Below are 14,013 nucleotides of genomic sequence, written 5' to 3'. Positions count from 1 at the left end.
ACCAGCGTGTTAACGCAAACCTTTGTTTTGCTTGGACTCTGTCGCATTGTGCGCTCAGCGTCACGGGTATAAACTTCGCCAACTTTACACAGAGGCCACTAACGGTTCCTTGGTAACCGTTCAGTCAGCATGAAACCGATTCAGCTGCCCCTAGGTGTGCGTCTGCGTGACGACGCCACCTTCATCAACTACTACCCAGGCGCCAATGCCGCTGCACTCGGCTATGTCGAGCGTCTGTGCGAAGCCGACGCCGGCTGGACAGAGAGCCTGATCTACCTGTGGGGCAAACACGGCGTAGGGCGTACGCATCTGTTGCAGGCCGCGTGCTTGCGTTTCGAACAGATGGGCGAGCCGGCGGTGTACCTGCCGCTGGCCGAGTTGATGGACCGCGGCGTCGAAATCCTCGACAACCTCGAACAATACGAGTTGGTCTGTCTCGACGACTTGCAGGTGATTGCCGGCAAGGCGGATTGGGAAGAGGCGATGTTTCACCTGTTCAATCGTCTGCGTGACAGCGGTCGGCGCCTGCTGATCGCTGCGTCGACTTCTCCACGTGAACTGCCGGTAAAACTGGCCGACCTGAAATCGCGCCTGACCCTGGCGCTGATCTTCCAGATGCGCCCGCTTTCCGATGAAGACAAATTGCGTGCGCTGCAATTGCGCGCATCGCGTCGTGGTTTGCATCTGACCGACGAGGTCGGGCACTTCATTCTGACTCGCGGCACGCGCAGCATGAGTGCGTTGTTCGATCTGCTCGAACAGCTCGATCAAGCCTCTTTGCAGGCGCAGCGCAAGCTGACCATTCCCTTCCTCAAAGAGACTCTCGGCTGGTAGCCGCGCCTGCTGCACTGCGGGTTTCAGCGGATTTCAGGCGCGAGGGCGGCATCTTTCAGGCGCCAGAAAATCCGCATTCCTGCATGGGTTGCAGGCCGCGTATCTGATCAAATGGGCTTAAGCGCTTAGATGTAAACGAGAAACCGCCAAGTCACATAAAGTTCGATTGAATTTGCAAATGAGGACGATAGCGGGCATAGTCTCGGCTTCTTTACAACCATCAGCCACGGTCGTGCCCATGCTAAAGCGCTTCGCACCCCTCGTGCCTCTCGCACTCGTCACCCTGTTATACGGTTGTGCTGCTCATTCTCCAGTTCAAGAGCAGCCTCAACAGGTTAAAAATTCCGCCACGGCCCAGTCTTCCGTTATTTATCAGGAAGAGCTGGACACCGAAAAAGAACTCAACGAATTCAACGGCAAGAAGCCTTATCAGCTTCCTGTTCTGGCCGACAGCATTCTCGAACGCGGCATGTCCCTGATTGGTACCCGTTACCGTTTCGGCGGTACCTCTGAAGCCGGTTTCGATTGCAGCGGCTTCATCGGTTACCTGTTCCGCGAAGAAGCCGGCATGAATCTGCCGCGCTCCACCCGCGAAATGATCAACGTTGATGCGCCGCTGGTTGCGCGCAGCAACCTTGAGCCGGGCGATCTGCTGTTCTTCGCCACCAACGGCCGTCGCGGCCGGGTCAGTCACGCGGGGATCTACCTGGGCGACAACCAGTTCATCCACTCCAGCAGTCGTCGCAGTGGCGGTGTGCGCATCGACAGCCTGGGTGACAGCTACTGGAGCAAGACCTTCATCGAAGCGAAACGCGCACTGGCGAACGCTCCGACCGTGGTCACCGCGCGCAAGTAATTTCCTGTTGTCGCTGCGTTCGTGGCGACACTCAGGCTACCGGCAAACGAAGTAGGCACAAACTTTACAGGGTGAAGTTAAAGTCTTACTTGAAGTTTGCCGCGTAGCCGCTAGAATCCTGAATCATATTGATGGCAAACCGCCTGCGTACAGACGCAGGCGGTGTTGTTTCTGTCCATTCGGCAGAAAAAGCCGCAGCCTGATCAGGATGTTCTGCTTATGACGATGTCGGCCCGCCTCACCTTGATCCTCTGCGCCGCGCTGCTCAGCGCCTGCGCCAGTCGTACACCGCCGCCAGCCCCCGTGGTTCGCGCGCCGATTGTGTTCGGTCCCTCGCAGGCTTTTTCACCGGTTGCTGAAGACGTGCTGTTTCGCGCGCTCGGCCTGGTCGGTACGCCTTATCGCTGGGGTGGCAACACGCCGGATTCGGGTTTCGATTGCAGTGGCCTGATCGGTTTTGTCTACCGCGATGCAGCGGGAATCTCGCTGCCACGTTCCACCCGCGAAATGATCGTCATGCAGGCACCGAACGTCGGCAAGGAAGGCTTGCAGACCGGCGACCTGATTTTCTTCGCCACCAACGGCGGCTCGCAGGTCAGCCACGCGGGCATTTATGTCGGCGAAGGGCGCTTTGTACATGCGCCGGCAACGGGCGGCACGGTCAAACTCGACAGCCTATCAAAGGCGTATTGGCAGAAGGCCTATCTGAGCGCCAAACGAGTGTTGCAGCCGGGGCAGTTGGCGCATAACCCGTAAGTCCAATCGCACACAATCCCATGTAGAAGTGAGCCTGTTCGCGATAGCGGTCGTTCAGTCAATGATGATGTCGACTGATACGACGCTATCGCGAGCAGGCTCACTCCTACATTTGTATGTGCGCAGCGAAAGTTATTTGGTGGCCGAAACGCGCCAAACCTTGTTGCCCACATCATCCGCCACCAGCAACCCGCCTTGCGGATCGATCACCACGCCTACCGGGCGGCCCAGCGCATTCTCGTCCTTGTCGAGGAAACCGGTCAGCACATCCACCGGTTGCCCAGTCGGTTTACCGCCGCTGAACGGCACGAAAATCACTTTATAGCCGCTGTGCGGTTTGCGGTTCCACGAGCCGTGCTGGCCGATGAAGGCGCCTTCCTTGAATTGCGCCGGCAACGTGTTGCCCTCGGCGAAAGTCAGGCCCAGCGACGCGGTGTGCGGGCCGACCGCATAATCCGGAACGATGGCCTTGGCCACCAGGTCGAGGTTCTGCGGCTTGACCCGCACGTCGACATGTTGGCCGTAATAGCTGAACGGCCAGCCATAGAAGCCGCCGTCCTTGACCGAAGTGATGTAGTCCGGAACCAGATCGCTGCCGATCTCGTCCCGCTCGTTGACCGCGGTCCACAGCGCGCCACTGCTGGGCTCCCAGGCCAAGCCATTGGGGTTGCGGATGCCCGAGGCGAAGATCCGGTGATTGCCGGTGGCGCGATCGACTTCCCAGATCGCCGCGCGGCCTTCTTCCTGATCCAGGCCGTTTTCGCCGACGTTGCTGTTCGAACCGACGGTGACGTAGAGCTTGCTGCCGTCCTTGCTGGCGATCACGTTCTTGGTCCAGTGATGGTTCAGTGTGCCGCCCGGCAGATCGACCACCTTGATCGGCTGGGTCTTGATTTCGGTGGCGCCGGGCTCGTAGTTGAAGCGCAACAGGCGATCGGTATCGGCCACGTACAAGTCGTTGCCGACCAGGGTCATGCCGAACGGCGAGTTGAGATTTTGCAGAAACACCGTGCGGGTCTCGGCCACACCGTCTTTGTCAGCATCGCGTAGCAAGGTGATGCGGTTCGGGCTCGGTACACCGGCGCCAGCCTTGCCCATGACCTTTTTCATCACCCAGCCACGGATGCCTTTGCTGTCGTCCGGTTTCGGTGGCGCATTGGTTTCGGCCACCAGCACATCACCGTTGGGCAGCACGTACAGCCAGCGCGGATGATCGAGGCCTTCGGCAAACGCGGCGACCTGAGTGCCGGCCGCGGCCGTCGGTTTTGCGCCCTCGGGCCAGCCGATCGCCGGGGCGATGTTGACCGTCGGGATCAGGGTCTTGTTCGGTTCCGGCAGTTTCGGCGACGGGCCAGTGCCGTCGGAGACTTGCAGGCTGGAGGTTTCGCCGCAGGCGCTGAGCCCGCCGGCGAGGGCGATGACAAAAACGAGGTGGGGCTTGCGCATTGCTGATCTTCCCTATGAATGCATTCCTAACCATAGAGGAGGGCGCAAGCCCGATGGTTCAACTGCTCAGCCGCGGGCTTCCTTGAACAGCACGGCGATGCCCGGATGATAGTTGCCCGCTTCGCTGTGCAATTTGCGGTAGGCATAGGGGAAATACCAGGCCACGGCGCAGGTGTGTTCCTTTTGCAGGTCGTCGACCATGTCCTGCAATTCCTCGGGGCTGGCGCTGTGCTGGGCTTTTTGCGGGGCGACGAACAGGCAGCCGAGCTTGAGATCGCTGGCGTAACTGATGCGTTTGGCGTCCTGAGTGATGTCGGCAAGAGCCTGGGTCAGGTTGAGGTTGTTCACCCGTGGCCAGCGCTGGGTGGCCTGAATGAAGGCGCGGTCTTCGCTGCCGGCGATAAACAGATCGGCGCGGGCATTGCGCTCGCCGTCTTCGTTCTGTTTACGAGTGACGGTGTCGTTCAAGGTCACCAGCTCGGCCATCCAGGCGGCGGCGGAGAGCAGGCCGAGGTTGGCCTTCTCATCATGCCAATACGGCGTGTCGCCGTCGCCGCGCACGGTGTTGTAGCGGTCGATACAGTCAAACCAGCGTTCAAGTACCGGGCGCAGGAATTCCAGGCGCGGGTTGCTGATGATCATGCCTTGCATCGTCATCGTCCTTATTGTTGTGGTGTGCTTTTTCGAGAAAAGCATGGCTCTTTGATATCACTTGTCGCAGTCTGGCACAAGATTGCCCACAGATAATTGATCGATCACAGTTTCTCGCCCGATGGCCGCCTCTTTAATTGACGCTCCACCCCCAACCCTCTAACCTTCGCCGCTTGTTTCAGGTGCTCTGTGACCTGCGTCGACAGAGTGAAACAGGGAAGCCGGTGAGGGTGGTCTTCACGCGAAGCCACGACGATCCCGGCGCTGCCCCCGCAACGGTAAATGAGTGAACACTGCGTTCAATGCCACTGCTCAACAGCGGGAAGGCGCGCAGTCTGGCCAACGCCGCTCATGAGCCCGGAGACCGGCCTGATCCATCCAGCGGCATCACGGTGGGCGATGCCAGGCTTTTTGCCGTCTATTCTTGTGCCTGCCCGCCGTTTACCCGTCTCAACGGAGAGCTCCCCCATGACCGATTCCCCCGAGCGCGACGAACGCCATCTGGCGCGCATGCAGCGCAAAAAAGCCGTGATCGATGAACGCATCGCCAATTCGCCCGACGAGTGCGGCCTGGTGCTGGTGCTGACCGGCAACGGCAAAGGCAAAAGCAGCTCGGCCTTCGGCATGCTCGCCCGCGCCATGGGCCACGGCATGCAGTGCGGCGTGGTGCAGTTCATCAAGGGTCGCAACAGCACGGGCGAGGAGTTGTTCTTCCGCCGCTTCCCCGAGCAAGTGCGCTTCCATGTGATGGGCGAAGGTTTCACTTGGGAAACCCAGGACCGTCAGCGCGACATCGCCGCCGCCACGGCGGCGTGGGAAGTGTCTCGCGCGCTGCTGCGCGATCCATCGATCGGGCTGGTGGTGCTCGATGAATTGAACATCGCCCTCAAGCACGGTTATCTGGATCTCGATCAGGTGCTCAGCGATTTGCAGGCGCGGCCGCCGATGCAGCATGTGGTGGTTACCGGTCGCGGCGCCAAGCCGGAAATGCTCGAGATGGGCGACACGGTCACGGAAATGGGCATGCTCAAACACGCCTTCCAGGCCGGCATCAAAGCGCAGAAAGGCGTCGAACTTTGAATCAGCCCCGTCACTGCCCGGCGGTCCTGATCGCCGCGCCGGCTTCCGGCCAGGGCAAGACCACTGTAACCGCCGCGCTCGCCCGTTTGCATCGCAATCAGGGACGCAAGGTCCGCGTGTTCAAATGCGGGCCGGACTTCCTCGACCCGATGATCCTCGAACGAGCCAGCGGTGCGCCGGTCTATCAACTGGACATGTGGATGGTCGGCGAGCAGGAAAGCCGTCGCTTGTTGTGGGAAGCCGCCGCTGAGGCGGATCTGATTCTGATCGAAGGCGTGATGGGCCTGTTTGACGGCACACCTTCGAGCGCTGACCTGGCGCGACACTTTGGCGTGCCGGTGCTCGGGGTGATCGACGGCACCGCCATGGCGCAGACGTTCGGTGCGTTGGCGCTGGGCCTGGCGAAATATCAGCCGGACCTGCCGTTCGCCGGAGTGCTGGCCAACCGCGTCGGCACCTTGCGCCATGCGCAGTTGCTTGAAGGCAGTCTCACCGAGGGTCTGCGCTGGTACGGCGCGTTGTCGCGTGAGACCGGCATCGAGCTGCCGAGCCGCCATCTCGGCTTGGTACAGGCCAGCGAACTGAATGATCTGGACCTGCGCCTCGACGCTGCCGCCGATGCACTGGCCAGCAGTTGTGAAGTGGCGCTGCCGCCGGCCGTTGAATTTGCCGCGCCGGATGTCATCGCTGTCGAGCCGCTGTTGCAAGGCGTGCGGATTGCCATTGCCCGCGACGAAGCGTTCGCCTTCACCTATGGCGCAAGTCTCGATCTGTTGCGGGCGATGGGCGCCGAGCTGAGCTTCTTCTCGCCGATCCGCGACACGCAATTGCCTGAAGCGGACAGCCTGTATCTGCCGGGCGGCTACCCAGAGTTGCACCACGTTGCACTGGCACAGAACACTGCGATGCTTGAGGCGATCCGTGCACACCACGCGGCGGGCAAACCACTGCTGGCCGAATGTGGCGGCATGCTTTATCTGCTCGATTCGCTGACCGATGTCGAAGGCACCCGCGCTGAACTGGTCGGGCTGTTGCAGGGCGAGGCGGTGATGCAAAAGCGTCTGGCGGCACTGGCGCTGCAGGCGGTCGATCTGCCGGAAGGATCGTTGCGCGGCCACACGTATCACCATTCGCTGACGACCACCGAACTGACGCCGATTGCCCGTGGGCTGAGCCCCAATGGCGGGCGCGGGGCCGAGGCGGTCTATCGGCAAGGGCGGATGACGGCTTCTTATGTGCATTTTTATTTTCCGTCGAATCCTGCTGCGATTGCCGCGCTGTTTGTACCTGAACCTGAGACCGCCTTCGCGAGCAGGCTCGCTCCCCCAGTTGAAACGGTGATGACTGAAACACTGCAATCCCCTGTGGGAGCGAGCCTGCTCGCGAAAGGGCCATGACCGACAAAACATTCTCTGAGGCCGAGCGCGAAGCGGTTTACCGTGCCATCGCCGAACGCCGCGACATGCGCCACTTCAGCGGCGGCACCGTCGAACCGCAACTGTTGCGGCGTTTGCTCGAAGCCGCCCATCAAGCGCCGAGCGTCGGCCTGATGCAGCCCTGGCGCTTCATCCGCATCAGCGACCGAACCCTGCGCGGGCAGATTCAGCATCTGGTGGAAGCAGAACGCGTGCGCACCGCCGAGGCCCTTGGCGAGCGCAGCGACGAGTTCATGAAACTCAAGGTCGAGGGCATCAATGACTGCGCCGAAGTACTGGTCGCGGCGCTGATGGACGATCGCGAAAAGCACATCTTCGGCCGGCGCACGCTGCCGGAAATGGACATGGCTTCGCTGTCTTGCGCTATTCAGAATCTGTGGCTGGCGTCCCGTGCCGAGGGATTAGGTATGGGCTGGGTGTCGCTGTTCGAGCCGCAGGCGCTGGCGGATCTGCTGCAGTTGCCGTCGGATGCCAAGCCGCTGGCCGTGCTGTGCCTGGGCCCGGTCAAGGAATTCTACCCGGCGCCGATGCTGGTGCTCGAAGGCTGGGCGCAGGCGCGGCCGCTGAACGAATTGCTGTATGAAAATTATTGGGGAGTGAGTCAATGAGTGTGGCGTTGTTGAGTGTCGCCGCGGTGGCGCTGGATGCGCTGCTCGGTGAACCGAAACGCTGGCATCCGCTGGTGGCCTTCGGCAATTTTGCCGGGCGCATCGAGCAACGTTTCAACGCCGGTGGTCGCGGCTGGCGCAGCCATGGCGTGACCGCATGGGTGATCGCGGTGCTGCCGCTGACGCTGCTCGCCACGGCGTTTTCCTGGGCGCCTTATGTCGGCTGGATCGTCGAAATTCTCGCGCTGTATTGCGCCCTCGGCATGCGCAGCCTCGGCGAGCATGTCGCCCCGGTGGCAGCGGCGTTGCGCGCTGATGATCTGGCCGAAGCGCGCACTCGCGTCGGCTATCTGGTCAGTCGCCAGACCGACGAACTCGACAACAACGCCGTGGCCCGCGCCGCCACCGAATCGGTGCTGGAAAACGGCAGCGATGCGGTATTTGCTGCGCTGTTCTGGTTTGTCGTCGCCGGTGCGCCGGGCGTGGTGCTCTATCGCTTGAGCAACACGCTGGATGCGATGTGGGGCTATCGCAACGAACGCTTCGAACGCTTCGGCTGGGCGGCGGCGAAAATCGACGACGTGTTGAACTACATTCCTGCACGGCTGGTGGCGCTGACCTACGCGCTGCTTGGCAAAACCCGGGTCGCGTTGAAATGCTGGCGTAATCAGGCGCCGCAATGGGACAGCCCCAACGCCGGCCCGGTGATGGCGGCGGGTGCCGGTGCGCTGGGCGTCGAGCTGGGCGGGCCGGCGATCTACCACGGCGAACTGCACGAGCGCCCGCAGCTCGGTGAAGGCGTCCCCGCCGACGCCGATTCCATCGAGCGCGGCTGGCAATTGGTCCAGCGCGGGGTATGGTTATGGCTGCTGATTCTTTGCATGGGGGCTGAATTCTATGCTTGAGCACGGTGGCCGGCTGCGCAAGGCTGCACACGATTACGGCATTGCCGAAGCCGACTGGCTGGACCTGTCCAGCGGTCTGGCGCCGTGGCCTTTTCCGATCCCGGAAATCCCCTTGCGCGCCTGGGCACGCTTGCCGGAAACCGATGACGGCCTGGAGCAGGCAGCGTGCGAGTACTACGGCGCCGCGCAAGTGCTGCCGGTGGCCGGTTCGCAGATGGCCATCCAGCTGCTGCCGCGCTTGCGCCGTGCCGGCAAGGTCGGCGTGTTGTCACCGTGCTATGCCGAACACGCCGAGGCGTGGCGGCGCAGTGGTTATATCGTCCGGGAAGTGCTGGAGCAGGAAGTCGAGTTCTTTCTCGACAGCCTCGACGTGCTGGTGGTGGTCAACCCGAACAACCCGACCGGCCTCAACCTGACCCCGGCGCGCCTGCTCGACTGGCACGCGCGGCTGGCCCAGCGCGGCGGCTGGCTGGTGGTCGACGAAGCGTTCATGGACAACACGCCACACTTGAGCCTGGCCGCGCATAGCCATCTCATCGGCCTGATCGTGTTGCGCTCGTTCGGCAAGTTTTTCGGTCTGGCCGGGGTGCGTTTGGGCTTCGTGCTGGCTGAGCGCAAGTTGCTCAAATTGCTCGCCGAACAGGTCGGACCCTGGGCGGTCAGCGGGCCGACGCGGGTGCTTGGTCAGGCGTGTCTGCAAGACACCGAACATCACACACGCCAACGGATTCGCAGCGATGAAGCCAGCGAACGGCTGGCGACGCTGCTTGAGCGCTACGGCTTCAAACCACAGGGCGGCTGCGCGCTGTTTCAGTGGCTGATCACTGAACACGCGCAAACGCTGCACGATTTCATGGCCCGGCGCGGCATCCTCCTGCGCCTGTTCACCCACAACAGCAGTCTGCGTTTCGGGCTGCCCGGCGATGCCGCCGATGAGCTACGACTCGCACAAGCCTTTGACGCCTACCGTAAGGAATACCCATGACCACGCTGATGGTGCAGGGCACCACGTCGGATGCCGGTAAAAGTACGCTGGTGACGGCGCTGTGCCGCTGGGCGACCCGTCAGGGCGTCGCGGTGGTGCCGTTCAAACCGCAGAACATGGCCCTCAACAGTGCCGTGACCGCTGACGGCGGCGAGATCGGTCGGGCGCAAGCGGTGCAGGCGCAAGCCGCTCATCTTGAACCGCACACCGACATGAACCCTGTACTGCTCAAGCCCAACAGCGACACAGGTGCGCAAGTGATCATTCACGGGCGCGCGGTGACGACGATGAACGCCGTCGCCTATCACGACTACAAAGCCATCGCCATGCAAGCGGTGCTGGCTTCGCACGAACGCCTCAGCGCCGCCTATCAATTGGTGATGGTCGAGGGCGCGGGCTCACCCGCGGAGATCAACCTGCGAGCCGGTGACATCGCCAACATGGGTTTTGCCGAAGCGGTGGATTGCCCGGTGCTGTTGATCGCCGACATCAATCGCGGCGGGGTTTTCGCTCATCTGGTCGGCACTCTGGAGTTGCTGTCGCCGAGCGAGCAGGCGCGGGTCAAGGGCTTCATCATCAACCGTTTTCGCGGTGACATTGCTTTGTTGCAACCGGGCCTCGACTGGCTGGAACAGCGCACCGGCAAGCCAGTGGTCGGCGTGTTGCCCTACGTGATGGATTTGCACCTCGAGGCCGAGGACGGCATCGACCAGCGCCAGACCGCCAAAGCTGAGCAGGTGCTGAAAGTCGTGGTACCGGTGCTACCACGCATCAGCAACCACACCGATTTCGATCCGCTGCGTTTGCATCCGCAGGTCGATCTGCAGTTTGTCGGGCCGGGACAGGCGATTCCGCCTGCGGACTTGATCATCCTGCCCGGCTCGAAAAGCGTGCGTAGCGACCTTGCGTATCTGCGTGCCAACGGCTGGGACGTGGCGATCAACCGGCATTTGCGCTACGGCGGCAAAGTACTAGGCATTTGCGGTGGCCTGCAGATGCTCGGCGAGCAGGTCCATGATCCGTTGGGTCTGGAAGGAGCCGCAGGTTCCAGCGCCGGGCTGGGCTTGCTCGCGTTTGAAACGACGCTCGAAGCCGAGAAGCAACTGCGCAACGTACGCGGGCGGCTGGCGCTGGAAGATGCGCAAGTCAGTGGTTATGAAATCCATGCTGGCGTCACCCGCGGGCCGGCGCTGGAGAACGCAGCAGTGTTGCTTGATGACGGTCGTCGCGATGGCGCGCAGAGTGAGGACGGTCAAGTGTTCGGCACCTATCTGCATGGCTTGTTCGAATCGCCCCAGGCTTGTGTGGCGATGCTGCGCTGGGCCGGGTTGAACGATGTGCAAACGGTGGATTACCACGGCCTGCGCGAGCGCGATATCGAGCGACTGGCGGATCTGGTGGAGCGGCATCTGGATACCGGGCTGTTGCGTGAGCTCTGCGGCATTTGATTTGTCGGGGCTGGCCTCTTCGCGAGCAGGCTCGCTCCCACAGTTGATCGCATTCCCCTGTGGGAGCGAGCCTGCTCGCGAAGGCGCCGGTCGTTTCACTACCTGTTGTTGAGAAAAACCATGCTCCAACTGATCCTCGGCGGCGCCCGTTCCGGCAAAAGTCGCCTGGCGGAAAAAATTGCCAGCGACAGCCATCTGGCGGTGACCTACATCGCCACCAGCCAAGCGCTCGATGGCGAGATGAACGCGCGCGTCGCTCACCACCGCGCTCGCCGTCCGGCTGAATGGGCACTCATCGAAGAACCGCTCGAACTGGCCCGCGTACTGCGCGAATCCGCCAGCGCCGAGCGTTGCTTGTTGGTTGATTGCCTGACTCTGTGGCTGACCAATCTGCTGATGCTCGAGGACGCCGATCGCCTCGTCGCCGAGCGTGAGGCCCTGCTCGATTGCCTGGCATTGCTGCCAGGTGAAATCATTTTTGTCAGCAACGAGACCGGAATGGGTGTCGTGCCGCTGGGCGAATTGACTCGCCGCTATGTCGATGAAGCCGGTTGGCTGCATCAAGCTCTGGCCGAGCGTTGTCAGCGTGTTGTCCTGACCGTCGCCGGCCTGCCCCTGACTTTGAAAGGACCTGCGTTATGACTCAAACCTGGTGGCTCAACCCGTGCCAATCGGTCGACAACAACGCCGTTGAACAAGCGGCGGCGCGGCAGCAGCAATTGACCAAACCGGCCGGTTCGCTCGGTCGGCTGGAAGCCGTCGCGGTGCAACTGGCCGGCCTGCAAGGGCAGGTCAAGCCGACGTTGGAGCAGATCTGGATTGCTATTTTTGCCGGCGATCACGGTGTCGTCGCCGAGGGTGTTTCGGCGTTCCCGCAGGAGGTCACCGGGCAGATGCTGCTCAACTTCGTCAGCGGCGGCGCGGCGATCAGCGTGCTGGCGCGACAGCTCGGCGCGCAGCTGGAAGTGGTCGATCTGGGCACAGTGAATCCGGCGCTGAATCTGCCCGGCGTGCGCCATCTGAACATCGGCGCGGGCACGGCGAACTTCGTCCACGGCGCAGCAATGACCCAAGCCCAAGGCGAGCGGGCCTTGCAGGCCGGGCGTGAAAGCCTGTTGCGCGCGAAAGCAGCGGGCGCGCAGTTGTTCATCGGCGGCGAAATGGGCATCGGCAACACCACGGCGGCCAGCGCCCTGGCCTGTGCCTTGCTCGATTGCCCGGTCGCGCACCTGACCGGTCCCGGCACCGGGCTGAATACCGAAGGCGTCAGCCATAAAGCGCAGGTGATCGAACGCGCCCTGGCGTTACATGCTGCACAGCGTGGCGATGCCTTGCAGACGCTGTTCAACCTCGGTGGTTTTGAAATCGCCGCGCTGGTCGGCGCCTATCTGGCGGCGGCCCAGGAGGGTGTTGCGGTGCTGGTGGACGGGTTTATCTGCACAGTCGCGGCGCTGGTCGCGGTGCGCCTGAATCCGTCCTGCCGCAAGTGGCTGCTGTTCGGCCATCGCGGTGCCGAGCCGGGCCATCGCCATGTTCTCGAAACGCTGCAGGCCGAGCCGATGCTGGAACTCGGTCTGCGCTTGGGCGAGGGCAGTGGCGCGGCGCTGGCGGTGCCGCTGTTGCGCCTGGCCTGCGACCTGCACGGGCACATGGCGACGTTCGCCGAAGCGGCAGTGGCGGATCGTCCGGCATGACCTTGCATCTGCATCTGTTGCGTCACGGCGAAACCGAACTGGGCGGCGGCCTGCGCGGCAGCCTCGATGATGCGCTGACCGAACAGGGCTGGGCGCAAATGCGCGCGGCGGTGGTCGCGGGCGGACCGTGGGACCGGATTGTCAGTTCGCCGTTGCAGCGTTGCGCGCGGTTCGCCGCCGAATTGGGCGAACGAATGAACCTCAGCGTGCACCTGGATAAACATCTGCAAGAGCTGCATTTTGGCGCCTGGGAAGGGCAGAGCGCGGCGGCGCTGATGGAAACTGACGCCGAGGGGTTGGGACTGTTCTGGGCTGATCCGTATGCATTTACGCCACCAGATGGAGAGGCGGTCAGCGATTTTTCCGTGCGGGTGCTGGCGGCCATTGAGCGTATGCACGCGGCGTACACAGGCGAGCGGGTTCTGCTGGTCAGTCATGGCGGCGTCATGCGCTTGTTGCTGGCGCGGGCGCGCGGTTTGCCTCGTGAGCAACTGCTGAATGTCGAGGTTGGCCACGGATCGTTGTTTGCGCTGACCGTCGCGGACGACGGCACGCTCAAGGAAGGTCACTGAGATGTTGCCGCTGTGGATCGCCCTGCAGTTTCTCAGCAGCCTGCCGATTCGGCTGCCGGGAATGCCCGAGCCGGAACAGCTCGGTCGCTCATTGCTGTTTTATCCGTTGGTGGGGTTGCTGTTTGGCTTGATCCTCTGGGGTTTGAATCTGCTGTTGGCCGGGGCCCCGTTGTTTTTGCATGGGGCACTGTTGTTGACGGTGTGGGTGCTGCTCAGCGGTGCGCTGCACCTCGATGGCCTGGCCGACAGCGCCGACGCCTGGCTCGGCGGTTTCGGTGATCGCGAGCGCACGCTGACCATCATGAAAGACCCGCGCAGCGGGCCGATTGCCGTGGTGACGCTGTTGCTGGTGTTGCTGCTCAAGTTTGCCGCGTTGCTGGCGCTAATCAAGCAAGGGCAGGGGCAGGTGTTGATCATCGTGCCGGTGCTTGGCCGGGCGGCGTTGTTGGGGTTGTTTCTGACCACGCCGTATGTGCGTGCCGGTGGCTTGGGGCAGGCGTTGGCTGATCATCTGCCGCGCAGGGCTGGCTGGTGGGTGCTGGGCGTGAGCGCACTGGGTTGCGCGTTGATCGCCGGGATCGTTGCGGTGGTGATTTCCGTCGTCATGTTTGTCTGGCTGCGTCAGGTGATGATGCGCCGGTTGGGCGGGACGACCGGGGATACGGCGGGGGCGTTGCTGGAATTGCTCGAGATGGGGGTGTTGGTTGGGCTGGCGTTGGTCTGAGGTTTTCGCCTCGGTTGT

At 62.5% G+C, this 14,013-nt stretch carries 15 protein-coding genes and 1 riboswitch; of the genes, 13 read left to right on the top strand and 2 right to left on the bottom strand.

Annotated features, from left to right (window positions below; genetic code table 11):
- Positions 1 to 129: 129 nt before the first annotated feature.
- From hda to V6F91_RS01795, 3 genes are all read left to right on the top strand, one after another.
- Positions 130 to 834: a DnaA regulatory inactivator Hda gene (gene hda / locus V6F91_RS01805; RefSeq protein WP_007919828.1), complete on the top strand. Its 705-nt coding sequence runs from the start codon at positions 130 to 132 to the stop codon at positions 832 to 834.
- A 238-nt stretch (positions 835 to 1,072) separates the two neighbouring features.
- A complete protein-coding gene (locus tag V6F91_RS01800; RefSeq protein WP_090282434.1) occupies positions 1,073 to 1,690 on the top strand; it encodes a C40 family peptidase in 618 nt (205 codons plus the stop codon).
- Positions 1,691 to 1,909: 219 nt separating this feature from the next.
- The gene (locus V6F91_RS01795) at positions 1,910 to 2,446 is read left to right on the top strand and encodes a C40 family peptidase (protein ID WP_016773700.1); all 537 of its coding nucleotides are present in this window, start codon (positions 1,910 to 1,912) and stop codon (positions 2,444 to 2,446) included.
- 132 nt (positions 2,447 to 2,578) lie between these two features.
- On the opposite strand, the gene V6F91_RS01790 is transcribed toward V6F91_RS01795, so the two are convergent.
- The gene (locus V6F91_RS01790) at positions 2,579 to 3,892 is read right to left on the bottom strand and encodes a sorbosone dehydrogenase family protein (protein ID WP_332761896.1); all 1,314 of its coding nucleotides are present in this window, start codon (positions 3,890 to 3,892) and stop codon (positions 2,579 to 2,581) included.
- Between the two features lie 66 nt (positions 3,893 to 3,958).
- Positions 3,959 to 4,543: a hypothetical protein gene (locus tag V6F91_RS01785; RefSeq protein WP_332761894.1), complete on the bottom strand. Its 585-nt coding sequence runs from the start codon at positions 4,541 to 4,543 to the stop codon at positions 3,959 to 3,961.
- Between the two features lie 163 nt (positions 4,544 to 4,706).
- Positions 4,707 to 4,930, top strand: a riboswitch (cobalamin riboswitch).
- Between the two features lie 81 nt (positions 4,931 to 5,011).
- Here V6F91_RS01785 and cobO point away from each other — a divergent pair.
- The 10 genes from cobO to V6F91_RS01735 all read left to right on the top strand — a co-directional run bounded on the left by cobO (position 5,012) and on the right by V6F91_RS01735 (position 13,995).
- The gene (cobO, locus tag V6F91_RS01780; protein ID WP_332761892.1) at positions 5,012 to 5,623 is read left to right on the top strand and encodes a cob(I)yrinic acid a,c-diamide adenosyltransferase; all 612 of its coding nucleotides are present in this window, start codon (positions 5,012 to 5,014) and stop codon (positions 5,621 to 5,623) included.
- A complete protein-coding gene (locus tag V6F91_RS01775; RefSeq protein ID WP_332761890.1) occupies positions 5,620 to 7,020 on the top strand; it encodes a cobyrinate a,c-diamide synthase in 1,401 nt (466 codons plus the stop codon). The genes cobO and V6F91_RS01775 overlap by 4 nt, the downstream gene beginning before the upstream one ends.
- On the top strand, positions 7,017 to 7,667 hold the full coding sequence (gene bluB / locus V6F91_RS01770) for a 5,6-dimethylbenzimidazole synthase (RefSeq protein WP_332761889.1): 651 nt from the start codon (positions 7,017 to 7,019) through the stop codon (positions 7,665 to 7,667). The genes V6F91_RS01775 and bluB overlap by 4 nt, the downstream gene beginning before the upstream one ends.
- Positions 7,664 to 8,572 (top strand): adenosylcobinamide-phosphate synthase CbiB, encoded by a 909-nt coding sequence (gene cbiB, locus V6F91_RS01765; protein WP_332761887.1) that lies wholly within the window; start codon positions 7,664 to 7,666, stop codon positions 8,570 to 8,572. Before bluB ends, cbiB begins: the two co-directional genes overlap by 4 nt.
- The gene (cobD, locus tag V6F91_RS01760; protein WP_332761885.1) at positions 8,565 to 9,557 is read left to right on the top strand and encodes a threonine-phosphate decarboxylase CobD; all 993 of its coding nucleotides are present in this window, start codon (positions 8,565 to 8,567) and stop codon (positions 9,555 to 9,557) included. The genes cbiB and cobD overlap by 8 nt, the downstream gene beginning before the upstream one ends.
- Positions 9,554 to 11,005 (top strand): cobyric acid synthase, encoded by a 1,452-nt coding sequence (locus V6F91_RS01755; protein WP_332761884.1) that lies wholly within the window; start codon positions 9,554 to 9,556, stop codon positions 11,003 to 11,005. Before cobD ends, V6F91_RS01755 begins: the two co-directional genes overlap by 4 nt.
- A 120-nt stretch (positions 11,006 to 11,125) precedes the next feature.
- Complete coding sequence (gene cobU, locus V6F91_RS01750; protein WP_332761883.1) at positions 11,126 to 11,647, top strand: bifunctional adenosylcobinamide kinase/adenosylcobinamide-phosphate guanylyltransferase; 522 nt, start codon at positions 11,126 to 11,128, stop codon at positions 11,645 to 11,647.
- Positions 11,644 to 12,699 (top strand): nicotinate-nucleotide--dimethylbenzimidazole phosphoribosyltransferase, encoded by a 1,056-nt coding sequence (gene cobT, locus V6F91_RS01745; protein ID WP_332761881.1) that lies wholly within the window; start codon positions 11,644 to 11,646, stop codon positions 12,697 to 12,699. Before cobU ends, cobT begins: the two co-directional genes overlap by 4 nt.
- The gene (gene cobC / locus V6F91_RS01740) at positions 12,696 to 13,271 is read left to right on the top strand and encodes an alpha-ribazole phosphatase family protein (RefSeq protein WP_332761879.1); all 576 of its coding nucleotides are present in this window, start codon (positions 12,696 to 12,698) and stop codon (positions 13,269 to 13,271) included. Before cobT ends, cobC begins: the two co-directional genes overlap by 4 nt.
- A 1-nt stretch (position 13,272) precedes the next feature.
- Positions 13,273 to 13,995 (top strand): adenosylcobinamide-GDP ribazoletransferase, encoded by a 723-nt coding sequence (locus tag V6F91_RS01735; protein ID WP_332761878.1) that lies wholly within the window; start codon positions 13,273 to 13,275, stop codon positions 13,993 to 13,995.
- Positions 13,996 to 14,013: the final 18 nt, after the last annotated feature.

It is taken from the genome of Pseudomonas koreensis, from assembly GCF_036668835.1.
Taxonomy (GTDB): domain Bacteria; phylum Pseudomonadota; class Gammaproteobacteria; order Pseudomonadales; family Pseudomonadaceae; genus Aquipseudomonas; species Aquipseudomonas koreensis_I.
Note: the sequence above shows the minus strand (reverse complement) of the source record. Positions and strands in the feature narration are given on the sequence as shown.